Source organism: Streptomyces litmocidini (genome assembly GCF_014649755.1).
GTDB classification, from domain to species: Bacteria; Actinomycetota; Actinomycetes; order Streptomycetales; family Streptomycetaceae; genus Streptomyces; species Streptomyces litmocidini.
The window spans coordinates 383,917-403,447 of sequence record NZ_BMTQ01000002.1 but is presented as its reverse complement, the minus strand read 5'-3'; the positions used below and the strand labels follow the sequence as shown (position 1 = coordinate 403,447).

The window sequence follows — 19,531 nt, the reverse complement described above, 5'->3', positions numbered from 1 at the left end:
GAGTGTCCGAGTGTCCGCCCCCCGGTTCCCGGTTCCCGCACCCTCCAGGGCACACCCCCGCCCGGCGGCCCGCAAGTGGATCACGGTCCTTCGGCCGCCACCGCCGCCAGCCGGGCGAGGGCCTCGTCCAGGACCGCGACCGGCGGTGACGCGAGGCCCAGTCTGACGGCGTCGGGGGCGGTGGAGCGGCCGACCGCGAAGGCGTTGCCGGGGGTGACCGCCACGCCCGCGCGTGCGGCGGCGGCGGCCGTGAAGGTCTCCGCGCGCCAGGGCGCGGGCAGTTCCCACCAGCAGTAGTAGGCGTGCGGGGAGGCCCGGAGCGCGTGTCCGGCGAGCCGCCGCCGGAGCAGGGCGTGCCGGGCCCCGGTGTCGGCCCGTTTGGTGGCGACGGCCTCGGCGACGGTGCCGTCGGCGGCCCAGCGGGTGGCGGCGGCGAGGGCGAGTCCGCCGGCCGTCCAGGCGCCGGAGCGCAGGGCGTCGGCCACCACCGTGCGGAGCCTCCCGGGCGTCACCAGGTAGCCGACCGTCAGGCCGGGAACGAGCCGCTTCGAGAGGCTGTCGACCAGGAGGACCCTCTCCGGCGCGTGCGCGGCGAGCGGCGCGGGCGCGTCGGGGGCGAGGAAGGCCCAGGTGGTGTCCTCGACGGCGGTGAGGTCCAGGCGGCGGAGCAGTTCGGCGAGTTCGGCGCGCCGCCCCTCTCCGAGGGTGGTGGAGAGCGGGTTGTGCAGGGTGGGCTGGAGGTAGACGGCGGAGAGCGGTGCGGCCCGGTGGGCGGCGGCGAGTGCCTCCGGCCGTACTCCCTCCCCGTCGAGGGCGAGGGGGACGAGCCGGACGCCGAGCCGTTCGGCGACCGCTTTGACCAGGGGGTACGTGAGCGCTTCGACGCCGAGGCGGCCGCCGGGCGGCACGAGGGCGGAGAGCGCGGCGGCGATGGCCTGGCGGGCGTTTCCGGCGAAGAGGACGTGCGCGGGGTCCGGCGCCCAGCCGGGCCGGGCGAGCACGGTGGCCGCCGCTTCCCGGGCTTCGGCCGTACCGGTCGCGGCGGCCGGGCGGGAGACGGCCTCGGCGAGCACGTCGGGCCGGGCGAGCGCCAGGAGCGCGCGGGCCATCAGCTCCGACTGGTCTTCGGCGACCGGGTAGTTGAGCTGGAGGTCGACGGGCGCGGCGCCGGTCGCCTCGGCGAGCGCCGGTCCGGGCAGCGGGGGTGCGGCGCGGACGAAGGTGCCGCGGCCGACCTCGCCGACGACGAGGCCGCGGCGGGCCAGTTCCCCGTACACCCGGATCGCGGTCGAGTTGGCGATCCCGTGGCGGCGGGCGAAGACCCGCTGGGGCGGCAGCCGGTCGCCGGGGCGCAGCCGCCCGTCCCGTACGGCGGCCTCGACCCGGTCCGCGATCCTCCGGTACTCCTCCATGCCGACCTCCCATTGCACCGAGAGCAAAGATCTTATTGCACCGAGCGGGGGAGGCTGCCTAGCCTGCCGTCATGCCCGCCTTCCACGAGGACCGGGGCACCGGCCCCGCCCTCCTCCTCATCCACGGCCACCCCTTCGACCACACCATGTGGCAGCCGCAGATCGACCGCTTCTCCCGCACCCACCGCGTCATCGCCCCCGATCTGCGGGGCTACGGCGCCACGCCCCTGGGCGTGACGACCGGCTCCACCGGCCTCGACGACTTCGCCGAGGACCTCGTCGGCCTCCTCGACTCGCTGGGGATCGACGACTGCGTCGTCGCCGGCCTCTCCATGGGCGGCCAGATCGCCATGGAGCTCGTCCGCCGCCGGCCCGAGCGGGTCCGGGGCCTCGTCCTCGCCGACACCTTCCCGGCCGCCGAGACCGAGGACGGCAAGAAGGCCCGCAACGCCATGGCCGACCGGCTCCTGAGGGAGGGCATGCGGGGATACGCCGACGAGGTGCTGGACCGGATGGTCGCCCCGTACAACACGCACGCCGCGCCGCACGTCCACCGCATGATGTGCGCCACCGACCCGGTCGCCGCGGCGGCCGCCCTGCGAGGCCGGGCCGAGCGCCGCGACCACCGGGAGACGCTCGCCGCCGTCACGGTCCCCGCGCTCGTCGTCGTCGGCCGCGACGACGCGTACACCCCGGTGGCGGACGCGGAGGAGATGCACGCCCTGCTCCCCGACTCGACGCTCACCGTGATCGAACGGGCCGCGCACCTGCCCAATCTGGAGCGGCCCGAGGAGTTCGACGCGGCCCTCGACGCCTTCCTTCGCTCACTCGTTCGGACCAGTTGAAGGTTCGGAGTCGTACGAACGCCCCGACGATGGGGCCATGAGCCAGAACACCACACCCCGCAAGACGGCCCCCCAGCGGAGCGCCACCGGCGCCTGGGCCGCCGGCGGCACCCTCTTCGCCGGCGTCCTCATGCTGGTCACCGGCTTCATGGACGTCTTCCAGGGCATCGCCGGCATCGCCGAGGACGACGTCTACACCCGCATCGGCGACTACGTCTTCAAGTTCAACCTCACCACCTGGGGATGGATCCACCTCATCCTCGGCGTCATCGTCGCCATCGCCGGCTTCGGCATCCTCAAGGGCGCCGAGTGGGGCCGGATCGCCGGCATCTCCCTGGCCTCCCTCAACGTCCTCTTCCAGTTCCTCTTCCTGCCCTACCAGCCGTGGTGGGCGCTCTTCTCCATGGCCATCTCGATCTTCGTGATCTGGGCGCTGGCCACGGATGAGGCGTACGGCACGGACGAGCGTCCCTGAGGCGCCGGCCCATGAAACGAGGAACCGGGACCGTCCTCGCCGCCACCGCCGCCCTCCTCGCCCTCACCGGCTGCGACGCCGCCAAGGACAAGGCCGGCCAGATCGTCTCCTCCGCCACGGCGGCCGTCGCCTCGGCCGCCCAGGAGAAGATGAACCAGGTCAAGGACGGGGTGAACGCCACCGGTGACGTGCGCGCCGGGGCCACGCGCGTCGACGGGGACCGCACGGTCGCCGAGATCACCGCGACCAACCCCAAGGACCAGAACGCCGACTACACGATCATGGTCAACTTCCGTGACCCGGAAGGGAACTTCCTCGACGCCGTCGTCCTGAACATCGACGACGTCGCCCCCGGGAAGTCCAGGACCGGCACCGCCCGCAGCAACCGGACCCTCTCGGGCGGGACGAAGGCGGAGATCGCGCAGGCGCTCCGCCACTGAGCCGCGCGGCCGCCCCTCCCCTCTCGACCTGCGCACCCGGCGCCGATCCGCCACGCTGGAAGGCATGGACAACGACGAGATCCTGGACGACATCGGCGCCCTCGTCGAGGAGGAGCGCGCCCTGCGGCAGCGCACCGGCGGGCTCCTCCCCGAGGAACGCACCCGCCTCGCGGAACTCGAGGTACGCCTCGACCAGTGCTGGGACCTGCTGCGACAGCGGCGCGCGAAGGCGGAGTTCGGGGAGGACCCGGACACGGCGGCCCTCCGCCCGGCGGCCGAGGTCGAGTCCTACCGCAACTGACGGCCGCCCCGCGCGCCCCCGGCCCGCGGGGGCTCCCACGACGGCCGCCGGCGGAGCACCGACCGGCGGCCCGTGGCGCAGCGTACGTTGGTCGCATGGCCCGGCCCCCGAGGATCACCCCGCCCCCCTGGCTCACCGCCGGCCTGAAGCCGGCCCCCGCGCCGATCCCCTGGGCCGCCGTCGGCCGGGCCTCGGTCGCCCTGTCCGCGCCGCTCGCCGTCGGCCTGGCCGTCGGGCAGCCCGCGTACGGGGCGCTGGTCTCGATGGGCGCGCTCTCCGGCGTGATCGGCGACACCGCCGACGCCTACCGGATGCGGGTCTTCAACATCGCGGTGCCCCAGGCGTTCGGCGCCCTCGGAGTCACCCTGGGGACCCTCGCCTTCGGGCACGGATGGGCGGCCGTCGCCACCCTCACCCTCGTGGCCCTCGTCTCCGGGATGATCTCCTCGATCGGCGCGGTCGCCTCCGTCTCCGGCCTGCTCCTCCTCCTCAACGCGGTCGTCGGCGCGGGCCTGCCCATGCCCGACCCGTGGTGGAAGGCGCCCGTACTCCTCGGCCTCGGCGGCTCGTTCGTCCTCGTCCTCGCCCTCCTCGGCTGGCCGGTGCGCCGCGCCGTCCCCGAACGGGAGGCCGTGGCGGCGACGTACCGGACCGTCGCCGAGCTGTACGAGGCGACCGGCACGGCCGCGTACGACGAGAAGCGACAGGCCGTCACCGCCTCCCTCGACCAGGCGTACGACCTGGTCCTCGCCCGCCGGGCCCGCCAGCACGGCCGTGCCGCCCCGCTGGTGCGGATCCTGGCCCAGCTCAACGTGGTCATCCCGCTCGTGGAGGCCGCCGCCGCCGCGCATCTGAGGGCCCGGCTGGTCGGCCCGCTGTCCCCGGCGATCCCGGCGGCGGTGCGGGAGCTCGCGGACGCCGTCGAGGAGGGCCGCACCGGCGCCCCCTCCCCGGACGGCCTGCCGACGCCCGAGCGGCCGGCCGAGAGGGCCGTCGACCACGCGCTGCGGCACGCGGCGGCCGTCGTCCACGAGGCGGACCCCGACCCGTACGGCGTCGACGACCGCCTCGGCCGGCCCGCCGCGCTCCGGGTCCGGGCCCGCCGGGCGGCCCGCGCGGTGCTGCTCTCCGAGGCGTCCTGGCGGTACGGCCTGCGGCTGGCGCTCTGCATCGGCCTCGCGCAGGCCCTGGTCTCGCTGATCCCCGTGCCCCGCTCGTACTGGGTGGCGCTCACCGTCACGTTCGTCATGAAGCCGGACTTCGGCTCGGTCTTCTCGCGGGCCGTGCTCCGCGCCGCCGGCACGGCCGCCGGGCTCGTCCTCGCCGCCCTGGTCCTCTCCGAGGTGCCGCGCGGCTGGTGGGACGTGCCGGTGATGATGGTGCTGGCCGCCCTCGTCCCCGCCTTCTCCGCGAAGGGGTACGCCTTCCAGACCGCGGCCATCACCCCGGTCATCCTGCTGCTCTCCGACACGCTCAACCACCAGGGCTTCGGCCTCGTCCTGCCGCGGCTGTACGACTCGCTCATCGGCTGCGGGATCGCGCTGATCGCCGGCTACCTGCTCTGGCCGGAGTCCTGGCACGTCCGGGTCGGGGACCGGCTCGCGGACGCGGTCGCCGACACCGCCGCGTACGTCGGACGGGCCTTCGCCGCGGACGGCCCCGACCGGGGCGGGCGGCCGCGGGCCCGCCGGAAGCTCTACCGGGACCTGTCGGCCGTCCGCTCGGAGTTCCAGCGGGCCCTGACCGAGCCGCCGCCGACAGGCACCCGGGCCGCCGCCTGGTGGCCGCTCGTCGTCGCGGTGGAGCGGATCGTGGACGCGACGACCGCCGCCCGGATCCGGGTCGACCACGGCGCACCCGCGCCCGACCCGGCGGAGGTCGCCGCCGTGGAGCGGGAGTTGCGGGAGCTCGCGGACGGACTCCGCGACACCGAGACCCTCGTGGAGGTCCGCGCGGAGCTCCCCGGCGACGAGAACGGAGTCCTCGCACCGCTCCGTCAGGAGGTCGGCGCGGCCCGCGCCATCGCCGGTCCCGACCTGCGGTGAACCCCTCCCGGGGGGCGTGCGGGAGAACTTACCGGCGGTCACGGAACGGAACCCTCCCCACCACCGTTACCGGAATCCACCCGGGCGACTACGATGCGCTCGATTCACCGTGATCCGCGCCCGCCGCCGCCGGCAACCGGCCCGGCGGACGGGCCACTCAGTCCTGCCACAGCCCCAGAACCCCGCCTCAGCCCCCGCGCCCCCGAGGACCCGCCATGCGCACCACCACGAACAGAGGGCTCCAGCCCAACGTCCTCGGTACCTTCGACACGATCGTGATGGCCGTCGCCGGCAGCGCCCCCGCCTATTCGCTGGCCGCGACCACCGCCGTCCTCTTCGGTGCGGTCGGCCTCGCCGGACCCGCCGCGCTGCTCTACTGCGCGATACCGATGCTCGGCATCGTCCTCGCGTACGCCCGTCTCGGCCGCATCGACGTCAACGCCGGCGCCGGGTACTCCTGGGTGGGCCGCACCCTCCACCCCTTCCTCGGCTTCCTCTCCGGCTGGGCGCTCGTCTTCGCCGCCACCGTGTTCATGGTGGCCGGTTCGCTGCCCGCCGGATCCCTCACGCTCTCCCTGATCGACCAGGACCTCGCCACGAACACCCCGCTCGCCGCGGCCGTCGGCGCCGGCTGGTTCCTGATGATGCTGCTCGTCGTCCTGGGCGGCGCCCGGCTCACCGTACGGGCGCAGCTCGTGATGTCCGGGGTCGAGATGCTGATCCTGCTCGCCTTCGTCCTGGCCGCCGTCGCGCACCGGGGCCGGGCCACCGCCTTCGACTGGTCCTGGTTCGCCCTCGACCACTTCCACGGTGCGGACACCTTCGCCGCCGGGGCGCTGATCGCCGCGTTCTACTACTGGGGCTGGGACGTCACCAGCAACCTCAGCGAGGAGACCCGCGACAGCCGCCGCACCGCCGGGTTCGCCGCGCTCGTCGGCGTCGGCTTCGTCTTCCTCCTCTTCGAGGCCTTCACCGTCGCCGTGAACGTCCTGCTGAGCGCCGAGCAGATCCGCGCCGCCGGACCCAACGTCCTCGCCGTCCTCGGCCAGGAGATCTGGCCCGGCGTCGGCGGAAAACTCCTCGTCGTGTCCGTCCTCCTCTCCACGGTCGCCACCCTGGAGACCACGCTCCTCCAGGTCACCCGCTCGCTCTTCGCGATGGGCCGCGACCGGACCCTGCCGGCCGCGCTCGGTCTCGTGCACCGCCGCTGGAACACCCCGTGGGTCGCGGTCGCCGCCGTCGGCGGCGCCGCGCTCCTGATGTTCTGCGCGGCCGCGGCGGCCGGCTCGGTGCAGCGGATCCTCAGCGACGCCGTGGCCGCGATCGGCCTCCAGATCGCCTTCTACTACGGCCTCGCGGGCATCGCCGCCGTCGTCGCGTACAGGGGGGTCCTGTTCCGCTCCGTACGGAACCTGGTCCTCGGCGGCCTCTGGCCGCTGCTCGGCTCCGCGTTCATGCTCTGGGCCTTCGTCGAGTCCCTGGGCGAACTCTCCACGACCGCCCTCACCATCGGCCTGGGCGGTCTGCTCCTCGGCGTGGTCCCGCTCCTCGTGTACTGGCGGAAGGGCAGCGACTACTACCGCCCGGCCCGCCTCGACGCGGTCCGCGCGCTCGCGGCGGCGGAGGCCTCGGCCCCGGCCGGCCGGCCGCGCACGGGACCTCGCGACAAGAGCTACGCGACGGACTTCTGACACCCGCGACCCCGCGGACCCGAACCTCCCCGAAGAACGACGCCCGACCCGGACGGACCTCCGCGAACAGCGCCTCCCGCCCCGCACGACCCTCCGCCCACAGCGACTTCTGACGGCAGCCGACCCCGAAGGAGGCCCCCGATGGCCGTACGCCGCCGCTCCGCGCGCACGGCGCGACCGGAGCGCTTCGCGCCCGACTTCGACCCGGACTTCGGGGACCGGGCGCTGACCGAGGCGCGCCACGACATCGTCATCGGCCGCTGGCAGGGCGTACGGGACCTGCTCGCCGCCACCGGTACGGACTGGGCGCGCCGCACCCACCGGCTGCGGCTCCTCTCGCACGCCGCCGCCGGCAGCTCCACCGTCGAGGCCTGGCGGGCCGCCGAGCCCGGCAACCCCGACGCCGCCGTGCTGCGGGCCGCGACCGAGGTGGTCCGGGTCTTCGACGCGGCCATCGCGGCCGGCCGGGGCGCCGCCGTCGAGCGGGGCCGGATCGACGCCGCCGTCGACGCCTGCCGGAGCGCGGCCGAGGCCGCGCCGGCCGACCCGATGCCCTGGGTGTCGCTGCTCTCGGTGGCCCGGCTGTACGAGGGCGGGGTGCCGCGCCGCGAACTGCGCCACTGGTTCGACGAGTTGCGACGCCGCGACCCGTACAACACCGAGGGCCACATCCAGGTGCTCCGCTACTGGTCGGCGCGGTGGCACGGCACGCACGGCAGCATGTACGACTTCGCCCGCGACGCGGCGGGCGTCGCACCGCCCGGCTCGCCGCTGCCGGTCCTGGTGCAGGTGGCCCGGGTCGAGGAGTACCGGTACGTCGCGGACGGGGCGCTCGGCCGGGGCCCGGTGCGCGGCTTCGACCAGCACTGGAAGCACGAACTGGCGGTGACCGAGCTGCGCCGCACCCACGCGCGCTGGATCGGCGGGCGGGACCCGGAGCGCCCGGTGGCACCGGAAGAGGTCGGTGACCTCAACTTCCTCGCGCACGCTGCCTGCTACGCCGGGCAGGTGGAGATCGCCCGGGAACTGATGGGGATGCTGGGCACGCGGGCGGCGTGGGTGCCGTGGTCGTACACGGGCGACCCGGAGGAGCAGTTCACCAGGTTCAGGGAGGGCCTGGGAGCGGGATGACCCCCTCCCGGGCCCCGGGGACCCCCTAGACGCCGATGTCGCGGCCGTCCTCGCGCCAGACGGAGACGACCGCCGGGCGGACGATCTTCCCCGGCCCGTCGGGCCAGACGGAGGCGGGCTTCTCGACGGAGGCGCCGTCGACCTCGCCCGGGTGCTGCACGGAGACGAGGACGCGGCGGTCCTGGACGAGCGGGCCGCAGGTCTCGGCGCCGGTCGGCACGGTCAGGAACTGCTTGAGCTCACCGCGCCGCTCGCCGCGCGTGGCGACGCCGAACAGGCCGTCGTGCGAGCCGAGCTGGTTGCCGTCGGTGGAGATCCACAGGTTGCCGTGCGGGTCGAAGGCGACGTTGTCCGGGCAGGAGATCGGGGAGACCTTCTCCTTGGGGAAGCCGGCGAAGTAGGTGGCCGGGTCGGCGGGGTCGCCGGCGACGAGGAACAGCCGCCAGGCGAAGCCGTCGCTCGACGGGTCGTCCCCGTGCTCGGAGAGCTCCAGGACGTGGCCGTGCTTGTTGGCGTTGCGCGGGTTGGCCTCGTCGGCGGGGGCGTTGCCCGTGGTGCCGCGCTTGGTGTTGTTGGTCAGCGCCACGTACACGCGGCCGGTGCGCGGGGAGGGCTCGACGTCCTCGGGGCGGTCCATCTTCGTCGCGCCGACCTTGTCGCCGGCGAGACGGGTGAAGACGTACACCTCCTCGGCGGTCATGCCGGGGACGTGCGAGACGGCGCCGTCGGGGCCGGCCGTGGCGAGCGGGATCCAGACGCCGGAGCCGTCGAACTCACCGTCGGAGGGCAGCGTGCCGGTGCCGTCGATCTCGGCGGCGGGCGAGTCGCCGGTGAACTTGGCGACGTACAGGGTGCCCTCGTCGAGAAGGGTGAGGTTGTGCGCGTGGGCGGCGCGGGAGGACCCCTTCTTCATCCGCTTGGACGAGACGAACTTGTAGAGGTAGTCGAACCGCTCGTCGTCGCCCATGTAGATGACCGGACGCCCGTCCTCGGTGAGCCGGGGCTGCGCGGCCTCGTGCTTGAACCGGCCGAGCGCGGTGCGCTTGCGGGGCGTGGACTCGGGGTCGTACGGGTCGAGCTCGACGACCCAGCCGAAGCGGTGCACCTCGTTGGGCTCCTGCTTGAGGTCGAAGCGCTTGTCGAAGCGCTCCCACTTCCGCTCGGAGGCCCCGGTGCCGACGCCGTACCGCTTGTCGGTGGCGCTCGACCCGTTGGCGAAGTACTGGTTGATGTTCTCCTCGCCGTGGAGCGTGGTGCCCCACGGGGTGGTGCCGCCGGAGCAGTTGTTGAGCGTGCCGAGGACGGTGCGGCCGTCCGGGTCGGCGGAGGTCCTGACGAGGTCGCCGCCGGCCGCCGGACCGGTGAGCTCGAACTCGCTGGTGGCGGTCAGGCGCCGGTTGAGCCGGTGCCGGGTGACGGCGGTGAGCTTGCCGGTGCGGTGCTCCTCCTGGACCACGACGACGCCGAGGCCGTGCGCGGCCCAGGCGATCTCGACCTGCTCGCGGGTCGGGTTCTCGGGGTCGTACCCCCGGAACATCAGCACCTCGTCGGTGTACTCGTGGTTGGCGACGAGGACCTGGCGGTGCGGCTCGTGGCGCAGCGGCAGGAGGGAGAGGAAGTCGTTGTTGTAACCGAACTGGCCGGCCTGGGCGGCGGCGGTCTGGTTCTCGGAGTCGAAGGCGGGCGCGCCGCGGAGGATGGGCTCGCCCCAGCGGATGACCACGTTCTGCCCGTACCCGGAGGGGACGGTGACCTGGTCGGCGGTGTTGGGCGCGACGGGCGCGAAGCGCAGGCCGCGGGCGCCGCCGGCCGGCTCCTGCGGCTGCTTCGCCTCCGCCACGGGGGCGTTGCCGAGGACGACGGCCCCGCCGACGGCGGAGGCGACGGTCACGACGGCGGCGGCGCGGAGCGCGGAACGGCGGGAGAGCGCACCGGCGATGACGTCGCCGACGTACTCGTTGTCGCTGGTGTTGGGCACCTCGTGGAAGCAGGCGTCACCACAGCGGAACCGGCAGGTGAGGGCGGAACGTCCGCCTCCGTGCGGGTTCGTGCTCAGCAGCGGCAGCAGTTTGCGCACTTCGTCCTCCTCCGGCGCAGACCGCGCCGACATGGTGTCGGGATTGCTTCGGCGGCGACGCTATGGGCGTAGATCTGCACGGGGACGGCACCGGGGTGAACGGCGCATGAATGCGCGGCGACCGGCGGCGACCGGGCCGCCGGAGGGGGAAGGGGCGGCCGCTAACCTTACGTATCCGCCCTGGCCAGGGATGAACGTCCCGAAACGCCCAGTACGGACATTCACACTGCACCCCCACTCATGCGAAAGGGTTCGCCCATGGGTATTCGGAGCATGCTGCGCAAGGTGTTCGGCCGGGACCGCGAGGAATCCCCGGCAACCTCCGTCCCGCCCCAGACGCGTGAGACCCCCGAGACCGTGGAGGCGGAGGGGACTGCGGGGGCTGGGGAGACGTCGGAGGCCGTGGAAACGGCGGAGTCCGTGGAAACGGCCGGGGCCGTGAAGACGGCGGAGGCCGTGGAAACGGCGGGAGCGGTGAAGTCGCCGGGAGCCCCGGGAGCCGGGGAGGCGGCGAAGTCGCCCGGGGCCGGGGAGACGGCGGAGCTCCGGGAGGCCCCGGAGGAGGCGGCCCGCCGAGCGGCGGACGACCTGGTGGCGGCGGCCTTCGACAATCCGCAGATCCCGAAGGCGCGGAGGGCCGACGACGGACAGGCGACCCCGGCTCCCGAGCCGGAGGGTGTGACGGCCGCCGCCACGGAGACGGACGAGGCCCCGAAGCCCCCGGCCGAGGCTTCTGCGGCCACGGAGCCGGAGGCCGAAGCCTCCGTGGCTCCGGTCACGGAGCCGGAAGCCGAGGAGTCGACCGGGGCCGGGGCCGGGGTGGACGCGGCGGCGACGCCGGACGCCGAGGAGGCGACCGCGACCGCAGCGACGGAGCCGGAGACGGCCGCCGCTGCCGGGCAGCAGGAGGCGGAACCCGCCGCCGAAGCGGAGAAGCCGGAAGCCGACGCCGCCGACGAGGCGCAGGCCGAGGCCGGCGTCCCGGCGGAGCACGAGGCGACCGAAACCGCCGTCGAGGCGGAAGCGGACGCCACCGACGAGGCCCAGGCCGAGACCGACACCACGGACGAGCCGCAGGCCGAGACCGACGTCGTGGACGAGGCACAGGCCGAGACCGACGTCGTGGACGAGCCGCAGGCCGAGACCGACGTCGTGGACGAGCCGCAGGCCGAGACCGACGTCGTGGACGAGCCGCAGGCCGAGACCGACGTCGTGGACGAGGCACAGGCCGAGGCCGACACCACGGACGAGCCGCACAGCGAGGCCGACGTCCCGGCGGAGCCGGAGGCGATCGTCGACGCGGACGAGCCCGCCGCTCCGGCCGAGGCGGAAGCCGACACCGCCCCCGAGCCCGAGCCCGAGTTCCAGGACGTCGAGGTCCCGGCCGAGGCGGAAGCGAGCACCGTCGCGGACGAGACGACCCCGGCGGAGCCGGAGGCGGACGAGCCGCGGGCCGAGGCCACCGCCCCGGCGGAGCCCGAGGCGGCCGTCGCGGACGAGCCGCAGGCCGAGGTGGACGCCCCGGCGGAGTCCGGGACGGCCGTCGACACGGACGAGCCCACCGCCCCGGCCGAGCCGGTCGCCGTCGCGGCCGACACCGCCCCCGAGCCCGAGGCCCAGGACGACGAGGCCCGGGACGACGAGGCCCGGACCACGGCCACGGCGGCCCCCGCCCTCCCCCTCGCCGCCGTCAAGGCCGCCGCCCCGCACCTCGCGGACGCGTACAAGGCCGCGGGGGCGCAGCTCAGGAAGCAGGGGCTCACGGGGGCGCGGGCGGCCGTGTACCTCGTGGTGGACCGGTCGGGCTCGATGCGCGGGTACTTCAAGGACGGTTCCGTGCAGCGGCTCGCCGAGCAGGTCACCGCGCTCGCGGCGCACCTCGACGAGGACGCCGCGGTGACGACCGTGTTCTTCTCGACGGACATCGACGGCACGGTCGGCCTGACCCCCGCCGATCTCACCCCCACCCGGATCGAGGAGATCAACGGCACCCTCGGCCGCCTGGGCCGCACCAACTACCACCGCGCCGTGGAGGAGGTCCTCGCCCACCACGAGAAGGCGGACCCGGCCCGCCCGGCCCTGGTGGTGTTCCAGACGGACGGCGCGCCGGAGTCGAGGACGGCGGCGACGCAGGCCCTCACCGAGGCGGCCGACAAGCCTCTGACCTGGCGGTTCGTGGTCTGGGGCGAGGAGGACAACAAGGCCTTCGACTACCTCCGGAAGCTCGACGGCACCCCCCGTACGTCGACGTACTTCGCGGGCGCGACCCCCGTGGAGACGACGCACGCGGCGTTCTACCGGGGGCTGCTCACCGGCCTGGAGCTCTAGGCACGGAAAGCACGGGGGGCGGCGGTGGCGGTGACCGGCAGGGTCACCGTCACCACCAGCCCGCCGCCCTCCGCGGCGGACCGCGCCACGGCCCGTACGGTCCCGCCGTGCGCGACGGCGATCGACCGCACGATGGAGAGCCCGAGCCCCGCGCCGGGCCCCGTCCGGTCCCGCCCCTCCCCCCGCCGGAAGGGTTCGAAGAGCCCGTCGACGTCCCCGGCGGGGACGACCGGCCCGGTGTTGACGACGGTCAGGACCCCGTCCTCGGCCCGCACGTCCACCTCGCCGCCCGGCACGTTGTGGGCGACGGCGTTCGCGACGAGGTTCCGTACGAGCTGTGCGAGCAGCACCCGGCTGCCCCGTACGACACCGCCGTCGGCGACCACGCGCGCGTCCGGGTGCTCCTCCTCGACGACCTCCCCGAGCCGCACGGGTTCCTGTTCGGCGAGCCCCCGCTCGCTCCGCGCGAGGAGCAGCAGCCCGTCGATGAGGCGCTCGCTGCGCCGGTTGGCGTCGAGGAGGACCTGCCGGACGCCGCAGTCGTCGTCGAGTCCGATCTGGATGGCCGCGCGCTGGGTGGCGAGCGGGGTCCGCAGTTCGTGGGAGGCGTTGGCGATGAACCGGCGCTGGCTGTCGAAGGCGGTCTCCAGGCGTCCGAGCAGCGCGTCGATCGTGTCGCCGAGCTCCTTGAGCTCGTCGTCGGGTCCGCGCACGGCCAGCCGGTCGCCGAGGTTCCGCTCGGAGAGCAGGCGGGCGCGGGCGGTCATCTCGTGGACGGGCCGCAGGACCCGCCCGGCGGTCCACCAGCCGACGACGAGGGCGCCGCAGGCCATGACGAGCAGGGCCAGGGAGGACCACATGAGCATCTGCTCGCCGGCGGCCCGGCTGACGTCGTCGCCGATCCGGTACGCCTCGACGACGGCGACGTCGTCCGCCCGCGCGACGATCGCGTCGGCGTCGGCGTCCGTGCCGGCCCTGACCAGGAGGTTCACGAGGAGCAGCAGAACCGCCCCGAGGACGAGGAAGACGCCTCCGTAGGCGAGCGCGATGCGGGTGCGGATGGTGGACCCGGCCCCGAGGAGCCCGGGGCGGCTCACAGCGCGTACCCCGCGCCCTGCACGGTCCGGATGAGGCCCGGCTCGCCCAGTTTGGCCCGCAGCTTGCTCACGCAGACCCGTACGGCCCCGGTGAAGGGGTCGGCGTGGGCGTCCCAAGCGCGTTCGAGGAGTTCCTCGGCGGAGACGAAGGCGCCGTCGGCCTCCAGGAGGAGCTGGAGGACGGAGAACTCCTTGGGGGTGAGGCCGAGGTCCCGCCCGTCGCGGACGGCGGTGCGCCGGACGGTGTCCACGAGGAGGCCGTCGCGTTCCAGGAGCGGGGGCAGGGCGGGGCGGGCGGAGCGGCGCCGGAGGGCTCGGACGCGGGAGACGAGCTCGGGGAAGTCGAAGGGCTTGCCGAGGTAGTCGTCGGCGCCGAGGTCGAGGCCGTCGACGCGGTCCTCGACGGCGGAGGAGGCGGTGAGCATGAGGATCCGGGTGGGGGACCCGGCGGCGACGAGCCGCCGGGCCACGTCGTCGCCGTGGAGACGGGGCAGATCACGGTCGAGGACGAGCACGTCGTACGGGTGGGGGGCGTCGTGCGGGGTGCCGGCGGCGCCGTACGGGAGCAGCCCGAGCGCCTCCAGGGCGTCGTCCCCGGCGTGGACGGTGTCGACGGCGAAGCCGGCCCGCCGCAGGCCGGTGGCGAGGAGGGCGGCGAGGTCCCGCTCGTCCTCGGCTACGAGTACACGCATGCCGCTCATCATCCCCGCCCCTCCCCACCCCTGTTTTATGGATGTGAGTGGATCTTCGTACGACCGTTAGGATTTCGACCATGGCGGCCACTGGATCCGAGAAGCAGGGGGCGAAGGCGTACTACGTCACGACCCCCATCTACTACGTCAACGACGCTCCTCACCTGGGCCACGCCTATACGACCGTCGCAGGCGACGTGCTCACGCGCTGGCACCGTCAGCGCGGCGAGAAGGTGTGGTTCCTCACCGGCACGGACGAGCACGGTCAGAAGATCATGCGCACGGCCGAGGCGAACGACGTCACGCCCCAGGCCTGGTGCGACAAGCTCGTCGAGGAGGCGTGGAAGCCCCTCTGGGAGCACCTGAACATCGCGAACGACGACTTCATCCGTACGACGCAGAAGCGTCACACGGACCGCGTCCAGGAGTTCGTGCAGGACCTGTACGACAAGGACGAGATCTACAAGGGCGGGTACGAGGGCCCGTACTGCGTGGGCTGTGAGGAGTACAAGCTCCCCGGCGACCTCATCGAGGCGGAGGACGGCACGAAGCTGTGCCCGATCCACAAGAAGCCGGTGGAGATCCTCAAGGAGGAGAACTACTTCTTCAAGCTGAGCGAGTACGGCCCGAAGCTGCTGGAGTTCTACGAGGCGAACCCGGGCTTCATCCAGCCGGAGTCGGCCCGCAACGAGGTCGTGAACTTCGTCAAGCAGGGCCTTCAGGACCTGTCGATCTCGCGCTCGACGTTCGACTGGGGCATCCCGATCCCGTGGGACGAGAAGCACGTCATCTACGTGTGGGTCGACGCGCTCCTGAACTACGCGACGGCCGTCGGCTACAACGAGAACCCGGCGAAGTTCGAGGAGACGTTCCCGGCGAACGTGCACCTGGTCGGCAAGGACATCCTGCGGTTCCACGCGGTGATCTGGCCGGCGATGCTGATGGCGCAGGGCCTCCCGGTCCCGGGCCGGGTCGCGGCCAACGGCTGGCTGATGGTCGGCGGCGAGAAGATGTCGAAGTCGAACCTGACGGGCATCAAGCCGCAGGACCTGACCTCGCACTTCGGCGTGGACGCGTACCGCTGGTACTTCCTCCGGGCGATCGCCTTCGGCAGCGACGGCTCGTTCTCGTGGGAGGACTTCACCGCCCGCTACACGAGCGAGCTGGCGAACGACTACGGCAACCTCGCCTCCCGCGTGGCGGCGATGGTCGGCAAGTACTTCGGCGGTGAGCTGCCGGCGTCGACGGCCGACGGCGACGCGGAGAAGGCGGTCCACGAGGGTCTGGCCAAGGCCGTCGCGACGGCCGACGCGAAGATCGGCGAGGAGCTGGACTTCCAGGCCGGCATCCTGGCGGTCTTCGACTTCGTGAAGCAGGTCAACGGCTACATCACGGAGCAGGAGCCGTGGAAGGTCGCGAAGGACGACTCGGAGGAGGGCCGGGCCCGCCTGGCGACGATCCTCTACACGGCCGCGGAGTCCCTGCGCGCCGTCGCCGTCCTCCTCAACCCGATCATGCCGGAGACCTCGCAGGCCCTCTGGGAGTCCCTGGGCGCCGGGGAGTCCCTGGGCGCCCTGGCGGACCAGCCGGTCCAGTCGGCGGGCACGTGGGGGCAGCTCCCGGCCGGCGCGACGGTGACGAAGGGCGCGGTGCTGTTCCCGCGCCTGGAGGACCCGAAGAAGGACTGACGCACGGTCGTGCCGACGTACTGACGCACGAAGAAGGCCGCCGTCCCGGTGTGGATCCGGGGCGGCGGCCTTTTCGGTGCCGTGCGGGGGTCACCAGGTCAGGACCAGGGCGGCGACGGCGGGCGCCATGTAGACGAGCGGGAAGGGGGCGTGGCCGTACGCGCGGGCCCGCAGGACGGTGATCACCGCGCCGGCGAAGTACAGGACGAGCCCGATGGCGGCGAGGGTCCCGATGACGGGGACGTAGAACCCGACGACGAGCCCGACGGCCCCGGCGACCTTGGCGGCCCCGAGCAGGTTCCACCAGGCCCGCGGCACCCCGTACTCGGCGAGCGGCTCGACGACGAACTTGGCCCTGGCGAAGATCGAGACCCCGGAGAACCCGGCCATGAACGCGGCGACGGCGGTGACGACGACGGCGGTGGTGGACATCTCGGCGAACATCTCGGCTCCTCAGGTCTTTCCCGTGTCCGCCTCGGCCGAGCCGGACACCGCACTGACGGAGCCCGTACGGAATGTGTGACGGCCCCGGAGGATTTCTTTCCGGCGGCCCACGGGACCGGGACGTGACGCACCGCGGGAAACGGTGTTGCGGGCCCGCGCGGCCTGCCGCCGGGCTGGTCACGACCCGCAGCCGGGACACCGATCCGGGAGGACGACGTGGCCGCACCCGCGCCCGACTGGTGCCGGAAGCTCGAAACGTGCGGCCTCCAGGTCCTGGACCTCGACGGGTCGCCCCTCTTGCCCGATGTGCGCCGGGCCCACATCGCCTTCGCAGGGGGCGTCCTGCACGACAACGACCGCCACACCCGCCGCTTCACGGTGATCGGCAACCACCTGGCCCAGCACGCCGGGCTGTCGTTGCTCGCCATCGGCCTCTCCGTGCACGTCCAGTCGCTGCCCACCGGGGCCTCCGTCAGCATCGAGACCCTCGCGCGGCGGTTCCCGGAACCGGGCGACTGCGACGCCTGCCGCCCGGGAAAGCCCGGAGCGGGGGCGAGACCGGTCGCCGGGCACCCCGCCGAGGGCAGGGGCGGAATCCGTGGCCGGGCCGAGCTCCTCCGTACGCCCGGGGCAGGCTGAGCCCTCCGGCTTCGACACCGCCACCCGGCCGCCGGCGCGGCCTCCGTCGTGACCGGGAGGGGGCCGTCCCGGTCTCCGCGAACGGGACGGTCCTGGGGAAGTGCGGCACCGACGAGCTGGTGGACGCCGTGCTCGCGCCCGTCGTGGAGCTTGAGCGGGTGCTCCTCTCGCGCCTTCCGGCCGGGGGCGGCGCGGGCCGTGACCCGGCCTCCTCCCCGGAGAGGTTCCGCGCCGCGTCGGCCCGACGCCCGCGGGGAACGGCGAAGGGCCCGGGATCCGTGAGGATCCCGGGCCCTTCGCCGTGCGTCGGCGGGGGGCTTACCGCGCCGCGTCCGGGTGGACCGATTCCGTCACCGGGCGGTCCTCCGTGGCGGTCTTCTTCTCGACCGGCTTGCGGAGCTGGATGTTCAGCTCGCGCAGGCGGGACTCGTCCAGCTCGGTCGGGGCGCCCATCAGGAGGTCCTGGCCGTTGCCGTTGAGCGGGAAGGCGATGATCTCGCGGATGTTGGGCTCGTCGGCGAGGAGCATGACGATGCGGTCGACGCCCGGGGCGATGCCGCCGTGCGGCGGGGCGCCGTACTCGAAGGCGCGGAGCATGCCCGCGAACTCGGCCTCGACGGTCTCACGGGAGTAGCCCGCGATCTCGAAGGCCTTGAACATGATCTCGGGCTCGTGGTTCCGGATGGCGCCGGAGGAGAGCTCGATGCCGTTGCAGACGATGTCGTACTGCCAGCCGAGGACGTCCAGCGGGTCCTGGGTCTCCAGGGCCTCCAGGCCGCCCTGCGGCATGGAGAACGGGTTGTGCGAGAAGTCGATCTTGCCGGTCTCCTCGTCCCGCTCGTACATCGGGAAGTCGACGATCCACGCGAAGCGGAAGACGTTCTCCTCGAACTGGCCGGCGCGCTTGGCGGCCTCGACCCGGACCGGGCCCATGATCTTGGAGACCTCGTCGAACTCGCCGGCGCCGAAGAAGACGGCGTGGCCGGGCTGGAGGCCCAGGCGCTCGGTGAGGACCTTGACGTTCTCCTCGGTGAGGAACTTGGCGATCGGGCCGGTCAGGGCGTTGCCCTCGCCGACGCGGACCCAGGCCAGGCCCTTCGCGCCGAGGGAGACCGCGAAGTCGCCGAGGGAGTCGAAGAACTTGCGCGGCTGGTCGCCCGTGTTCGGGACGGCCAGGGCGCGGACGTGCTTGCCGGCGAAGGCCTTGAACTCGGAGTTCTCGAAGACGTCGGTGAGGTCGACGAGTTCGAGGTCGGTGCGCAGGTCGGGCTTGTCGTTGCCGTACTTGAGCATCGACTCGCGGAACGGGATCCGCGGGAACGGCGAGGTGACGTGGCGGCCGCCGCCGAACTCCTCGAAGAGCTCCGTCATGAGCTTCTCGATCGGCTGGAAGACGTCCTCCTGCTCGACGAAGCTCATCTCGACGTCGAGCTGGTAGAACTCGCCGGGCGAGCGGTCGGCACGGGCGTCCTCGTCGCGGAAGCAGGGCGCGATCTGGAAGTACCGGTCGAAGCCGGAGATCATCAGCAGCTGCTTGAACTGCTGCGGCGCCTGCGGCAGCGCGTAGAACTTGCCCGGGTTCAGGCGGGACGGGACGACGAAGTCGCGGGCGCCCTCGGGGGAGGTCGCGGCGAGGATCGGGGTCGCCATCTCGTTGAAGCCGAGGGCCACCATCTTGGAGCGGATGGAGGCGATGACGGCGGAGCGCAGCATGATGTTGCGGTGCATGCGCTCGCGGCGCAGGTCGAGGAAGCGGTACTCCAGGCGCCGTTCCTCGTTCACGCCGTCGTCGGTGTTGATGGTGAAGGGGATCTGCTTGGCGGCGCCCAGGACCTCGACCTCGGCGGCCTCGATCTCGATCTCGCCGGTCGGCAGCTCGGGGTTGACGTTCTCCGCACCGCGGGAGACGACCTTGCCGTCCACGCGGACGACGGTCTCCTTGGTGAGCTTGTCGAGGACCTCGGCGGCGGGCGTGCCGGGCCGGGCGACGAGCTGCGTGATGCCGTAGTGGTCGCGCAGATCGATGAAGAGGATGCCGCCCAGGTCGCGCCGATTGTGCAGCCAGCCGCTCAGCCGGACGTCGGTGCCGACGTCAGAGGCGCGGAGCTCGCCGCAGGTGTGGGACCTGTACCGATGCATCGTCGTTCATCCAGTCTTCGGGATCTCGGGGTGGGTCGCCGCCGGCCGTGACTGCTGTCAAAGGGGTCACAGAGGTCACAGGACACG

The 19,531-nt window shown here is 73.4% G+C and carries 15 protein-coding genes and 1 pseudogene; 10 read left to right on the top strand and 6 right to left on the bottom strand.

Annotated elements, in window-relative coordinates; genetic code table 11:
- Positions 1-80: 80 nt before the first annotated feature.
- Complete coding sequence (locus IE180_RS05180; protein WP_190155541.1) at positions 81-1,412, bottom strand: aminotransferase-like domain-containing protein; 1,332 nt, start codon at positions 1,410-1,412, stop codon at positions 81-83.
- Between the two features lie 71 nt (positions 1,413-1,483).
- Between IE180_RS05180 and IE180_RS05175 the strand changes: the two genes are divergently transcribed.
- From IE180_RS05175 to IE180_RS05145, 7 genes are all read left to right on the top strand, one after another.
- Positions 1,484-2,257 (top strand): alpha/beta fold hydrolase, encoded by a 774-nt coding sequence (locus IE180_RS05175; RefSeq protein WP_190155540.1) that lies wholly within the window; start codon positions 1,484-1,486, stop codon positions 2,255-2,257.
- Positions 2,258-2,294: 37 nt separating this feature from the next.
- Positions 2,295-2,732, top strand: coding sequence for a DUF7144 family membrane protein (locus IE180_RS05170; RefSeq protein WP_190155539.1), 438 nt, complete (start codon positions 2,295-2,297; stop codon positions 2,730-2,732).
- Between the two features lie 11 nt (positions 2,733-2,743).
- Positions 2,744-3,172 (top strand): hypothetical protein, encoded by a 429-nt coding sequence (locus tag IE180_RS05165; protein WP_190155538.1) that lies wholly within the window; start codon positions 2,744-2,746, stop codon positions 3,170-3,172.
- Positions 3,173-3,236: 64 nt separating this feature from the next.
- A complete protein-coding gene (locus IE180_RS05160) occupies positions 3,237-3,473 on the top strand; it encodes a DUF2630 family protein (protein ID WP_123453390.1) in 237 nt (78 codons plus the stop codon).
- A gap of 95 nt (positions 3,474-3,568) precedes the next feature.
- On the top strand, positions 3,569-5,518 hold the full coding sequence (locus IE180_RS05155; protein ID WP_190155537.1) for an FUSC family protein: 1,950 nt from the start codon (positions 3,569-3,571) through the stop codon (positions 5,516-5,518).
- A 215-nt stretch (positions 5,519-5,733) separates the two neighbouring features.
- The gene (locus IE180_RS05150) at positions 5,734-7,209 is read left to right on the top strand and encodes an APC family permease (RefSeq protein WP_190155536.1); all 1,476 of its coding nucleotides are present in this window, start codon (positions 5,734-5,736) and stop codon (positions 7,207-7,209) included.
- 141 nt (positions 7,210-7,350) lie between these two features.
- On the top strand, positions 7,351-8,340 hold the full coding sequence (locus tag IE180_RS05145) for a hypothetical protein (protein WP_190155535.1): 990 nt from the start codon (positions 7,351-7,353) through the stop codon (positions 8,338-8,340).
- A gap of 25 nt (positions 8,341-8,365) precedes the next feature.
- On the opposite strand, the gene IE180_RS05140 is transcribed toward IE180_RS05145, so the two are convergent.
- The gene (locus tag IE180_RS05140; RefSeq protein ID WP_190155534.1) at positions 8,366-10,417 is read right to left on the bottom strand and encodes a PhoX family protein; all 2,052 of its coding nucleotides are present in this window, start codon (positions 10,415-10,417) and stop codon (positions 8,366-8,368) included.
- Positions 10,418-10,675: 258 nt separating this feature from the next.
- On the opposite strand from IE180_RS05140, the gene IE180_RS37085 reads away from it, so the two are divergent.
- On the top strand, positions 10,676-12,745 hold the full coding sequence (locus IE180_RS37085; RefSeq protein ID WP_268255428.1) for a VWA domain-containing protein: 2,070 nt from the start codon (positions 10,676-10,678) through the stop codon (positions 12,743-12,745).
- On the opposite strand, the gene IE180_RS05130 is transcribed toward IE180_RS37085, so the two are convergent.
- Positions 12,742-13,842, bottom strand: a complete 1,101-nt coding sequence (locus tag IE180_RS05130) for a sensor histidine kinase (protein ID WP_190155533.1) — start codon at positions 13,840-13,842, stop codon at positions 12,742-12,744. The genes IE180_RS37085 and IE180_RS05130 overlap by 4 nt on opposite strands.
- The gene (locus IE180_RS05125) at positions 13,839-14,534 is read right to left on the bottom strand and encodes a response regulator transcription factor (RefSeq protein ID WP_190155532.1); all 696 of its coding nucleotides are present in this window, start codon (positions 14,532-14,534) and stop codon (positions 13,839-13,841) included. Before IE180_RS05125 ends, IE180_RS05130 begins: the two co-directional genes overlap by 4 nt.
- 80 nt (positions 14,535-14,614) lie before the next feature.
- On the opposite strand from IE180_RS05125, the gene metG reads away from it, so the two are divergent.
- Entirely contained in the window at positions 14,615-16,222 is a 1,608-nt protein-coding gene (gene metG / locus IE180_RS05120; protein WP_190155531.1) for a methionine--tRNA ligase, read from the top strand.
- A 90-nt stretch (positions 16,223-16,312) separates the two neighbouring features.
- Here the strand turns inward: metG and IE180_RS05115 are convergent, their stop codons facing one another.
- Complete coding sequence (locus IE180_RS05115; protein WP_229860296.1) at positions 16,313-16,666, bottom strand: DoxX family protein; 354 nt, start codon at positions 16,664-16,666, stop codon at positions 16,313-16,315.
- Between the two features lie 297 nt (positions 16,667-16,963).
- On the opposite strand from IE180_RS05115, the pseudogene IE180_RS37655 reads away from it, so the two are divergent.
- Positions 16,964-17,173, top strand: a pseudogene (locus tag IE180_RS37655) (helix-turn-helix domain-containing protein); the annotation flags it as partial.
- Positions 17,174-17,623: 450 nt separating this feature from the next.
- Here the strand turns inward: IE180_RS37655 and aspS are convergent.
- Positions 17,624-19,444: an aspartate--tRNA ligase gene (gene aspS, locus IE180_RS05105; RefSeq protein ID WP_190155530.1), complete on the bottom strand. Its 1,821-nt coding sequence runs from the start codon at positions 19,442-19,444 to the stop codon at positions 17,624-17,626.
- Between the last annotated feature and the right edge of the window lie 87 nt (positions 19,445-19,531).

Excerpts from the sequence above, each read along its gene's own strand:
- IE180_RS05180 (WP_190155541.1), bottom strand. The coding sequence starts at position 1,412 with ATGGAGGAGTACCGGAGGATCGCGGACCGGGTCGAGGCCGCCGTACGG.
- IE180_RS05175 (WP_190155540.1), top strand. The coding sequence starts at position 1,484 with ATGCCCGCCTTCCACGAGGACCGGGGCACCGGCCCCGCCCTCCTCCTC.
- IE180_RS05170 (WP_190155539.1), top strand. The coding sequence starts at position 2,295 with ATGAGCCAGAACACCACACCCCGCAAGACGGCCCCCCAGCGGAGCGCC.
- IE180_RS05165 (WP_190155538.1), top strand. The coding sequence starts at position 2,744 with ATGAAACGAGGAACCGGGACCGTCCTCGCCGCCACCGCCGCCCTCCTC.
- IE180_RS05160 (WP_123453390.1), top strand. The coding sequence starts at position 3,237 with ATGGACAACGACGAGATCCTGGACGACATCGGCGCCCTCGTCGAGGAG.
- IE180_RS05155 (WP_190155537.1), top strand. The coding sequence starts at position 3,569 with ATGGCCCGGCCCCCGAGGATCACCCCGCCCCCCTGGCTCACCGCCGGC.
- IE180_RS05150 (WP_190155536.1), top strand. The coding sequence starts at position 5,734 with ATGCGCACCACCACGAACAGAGGGCTCCAGCCCAACGTCCTCGGTACC.
- IE180_RS05145 (WP_190155535.1), top strand. The coding sequence starts at position 7,351 with ATGGCCGTACGCCGCCGCTCCGCGCGCACGGCGCGACCGGAGCGCTTC.
- IE180_RS37085 (WP_268255428.1), top strand. The coding sequence starts at position 10,676 with ATGGGTATTCGGAGCATGCTGCGCAAGGTGTTCGGCCGGGACCGCGAG.
- IE180_RS05125 (WP_190155532.1), bottom strand. The coding sequence starts at position 14,534 with ATGCGTGTACTCGTAGCCGAGGACGAGCGGGACCTCGCCGCCCTCCTC.
- metG (WP_190155531.1), top strand. The coding sequence starts at position 14,615 with ATGGCGGCCACTGGATCCGAGAAGCAGGGGGCGAAGGCGTACTACGTC.
- IE180_RS05115 (WP_229860296.1), bottom strand. The coding sequence starts at position 16,666 with ATGTTCGCCGAGATGTCCACCACCGCCGTCGTCGTCACCGCCGTCGCC.
- aspS (WP_190155530.1), bottom strand. The coding sequence starts at position 19,444 with ATGCATCGGTACAGGTCCCACACCTGCGGCGAGCTCCGCGCCTCTGAC.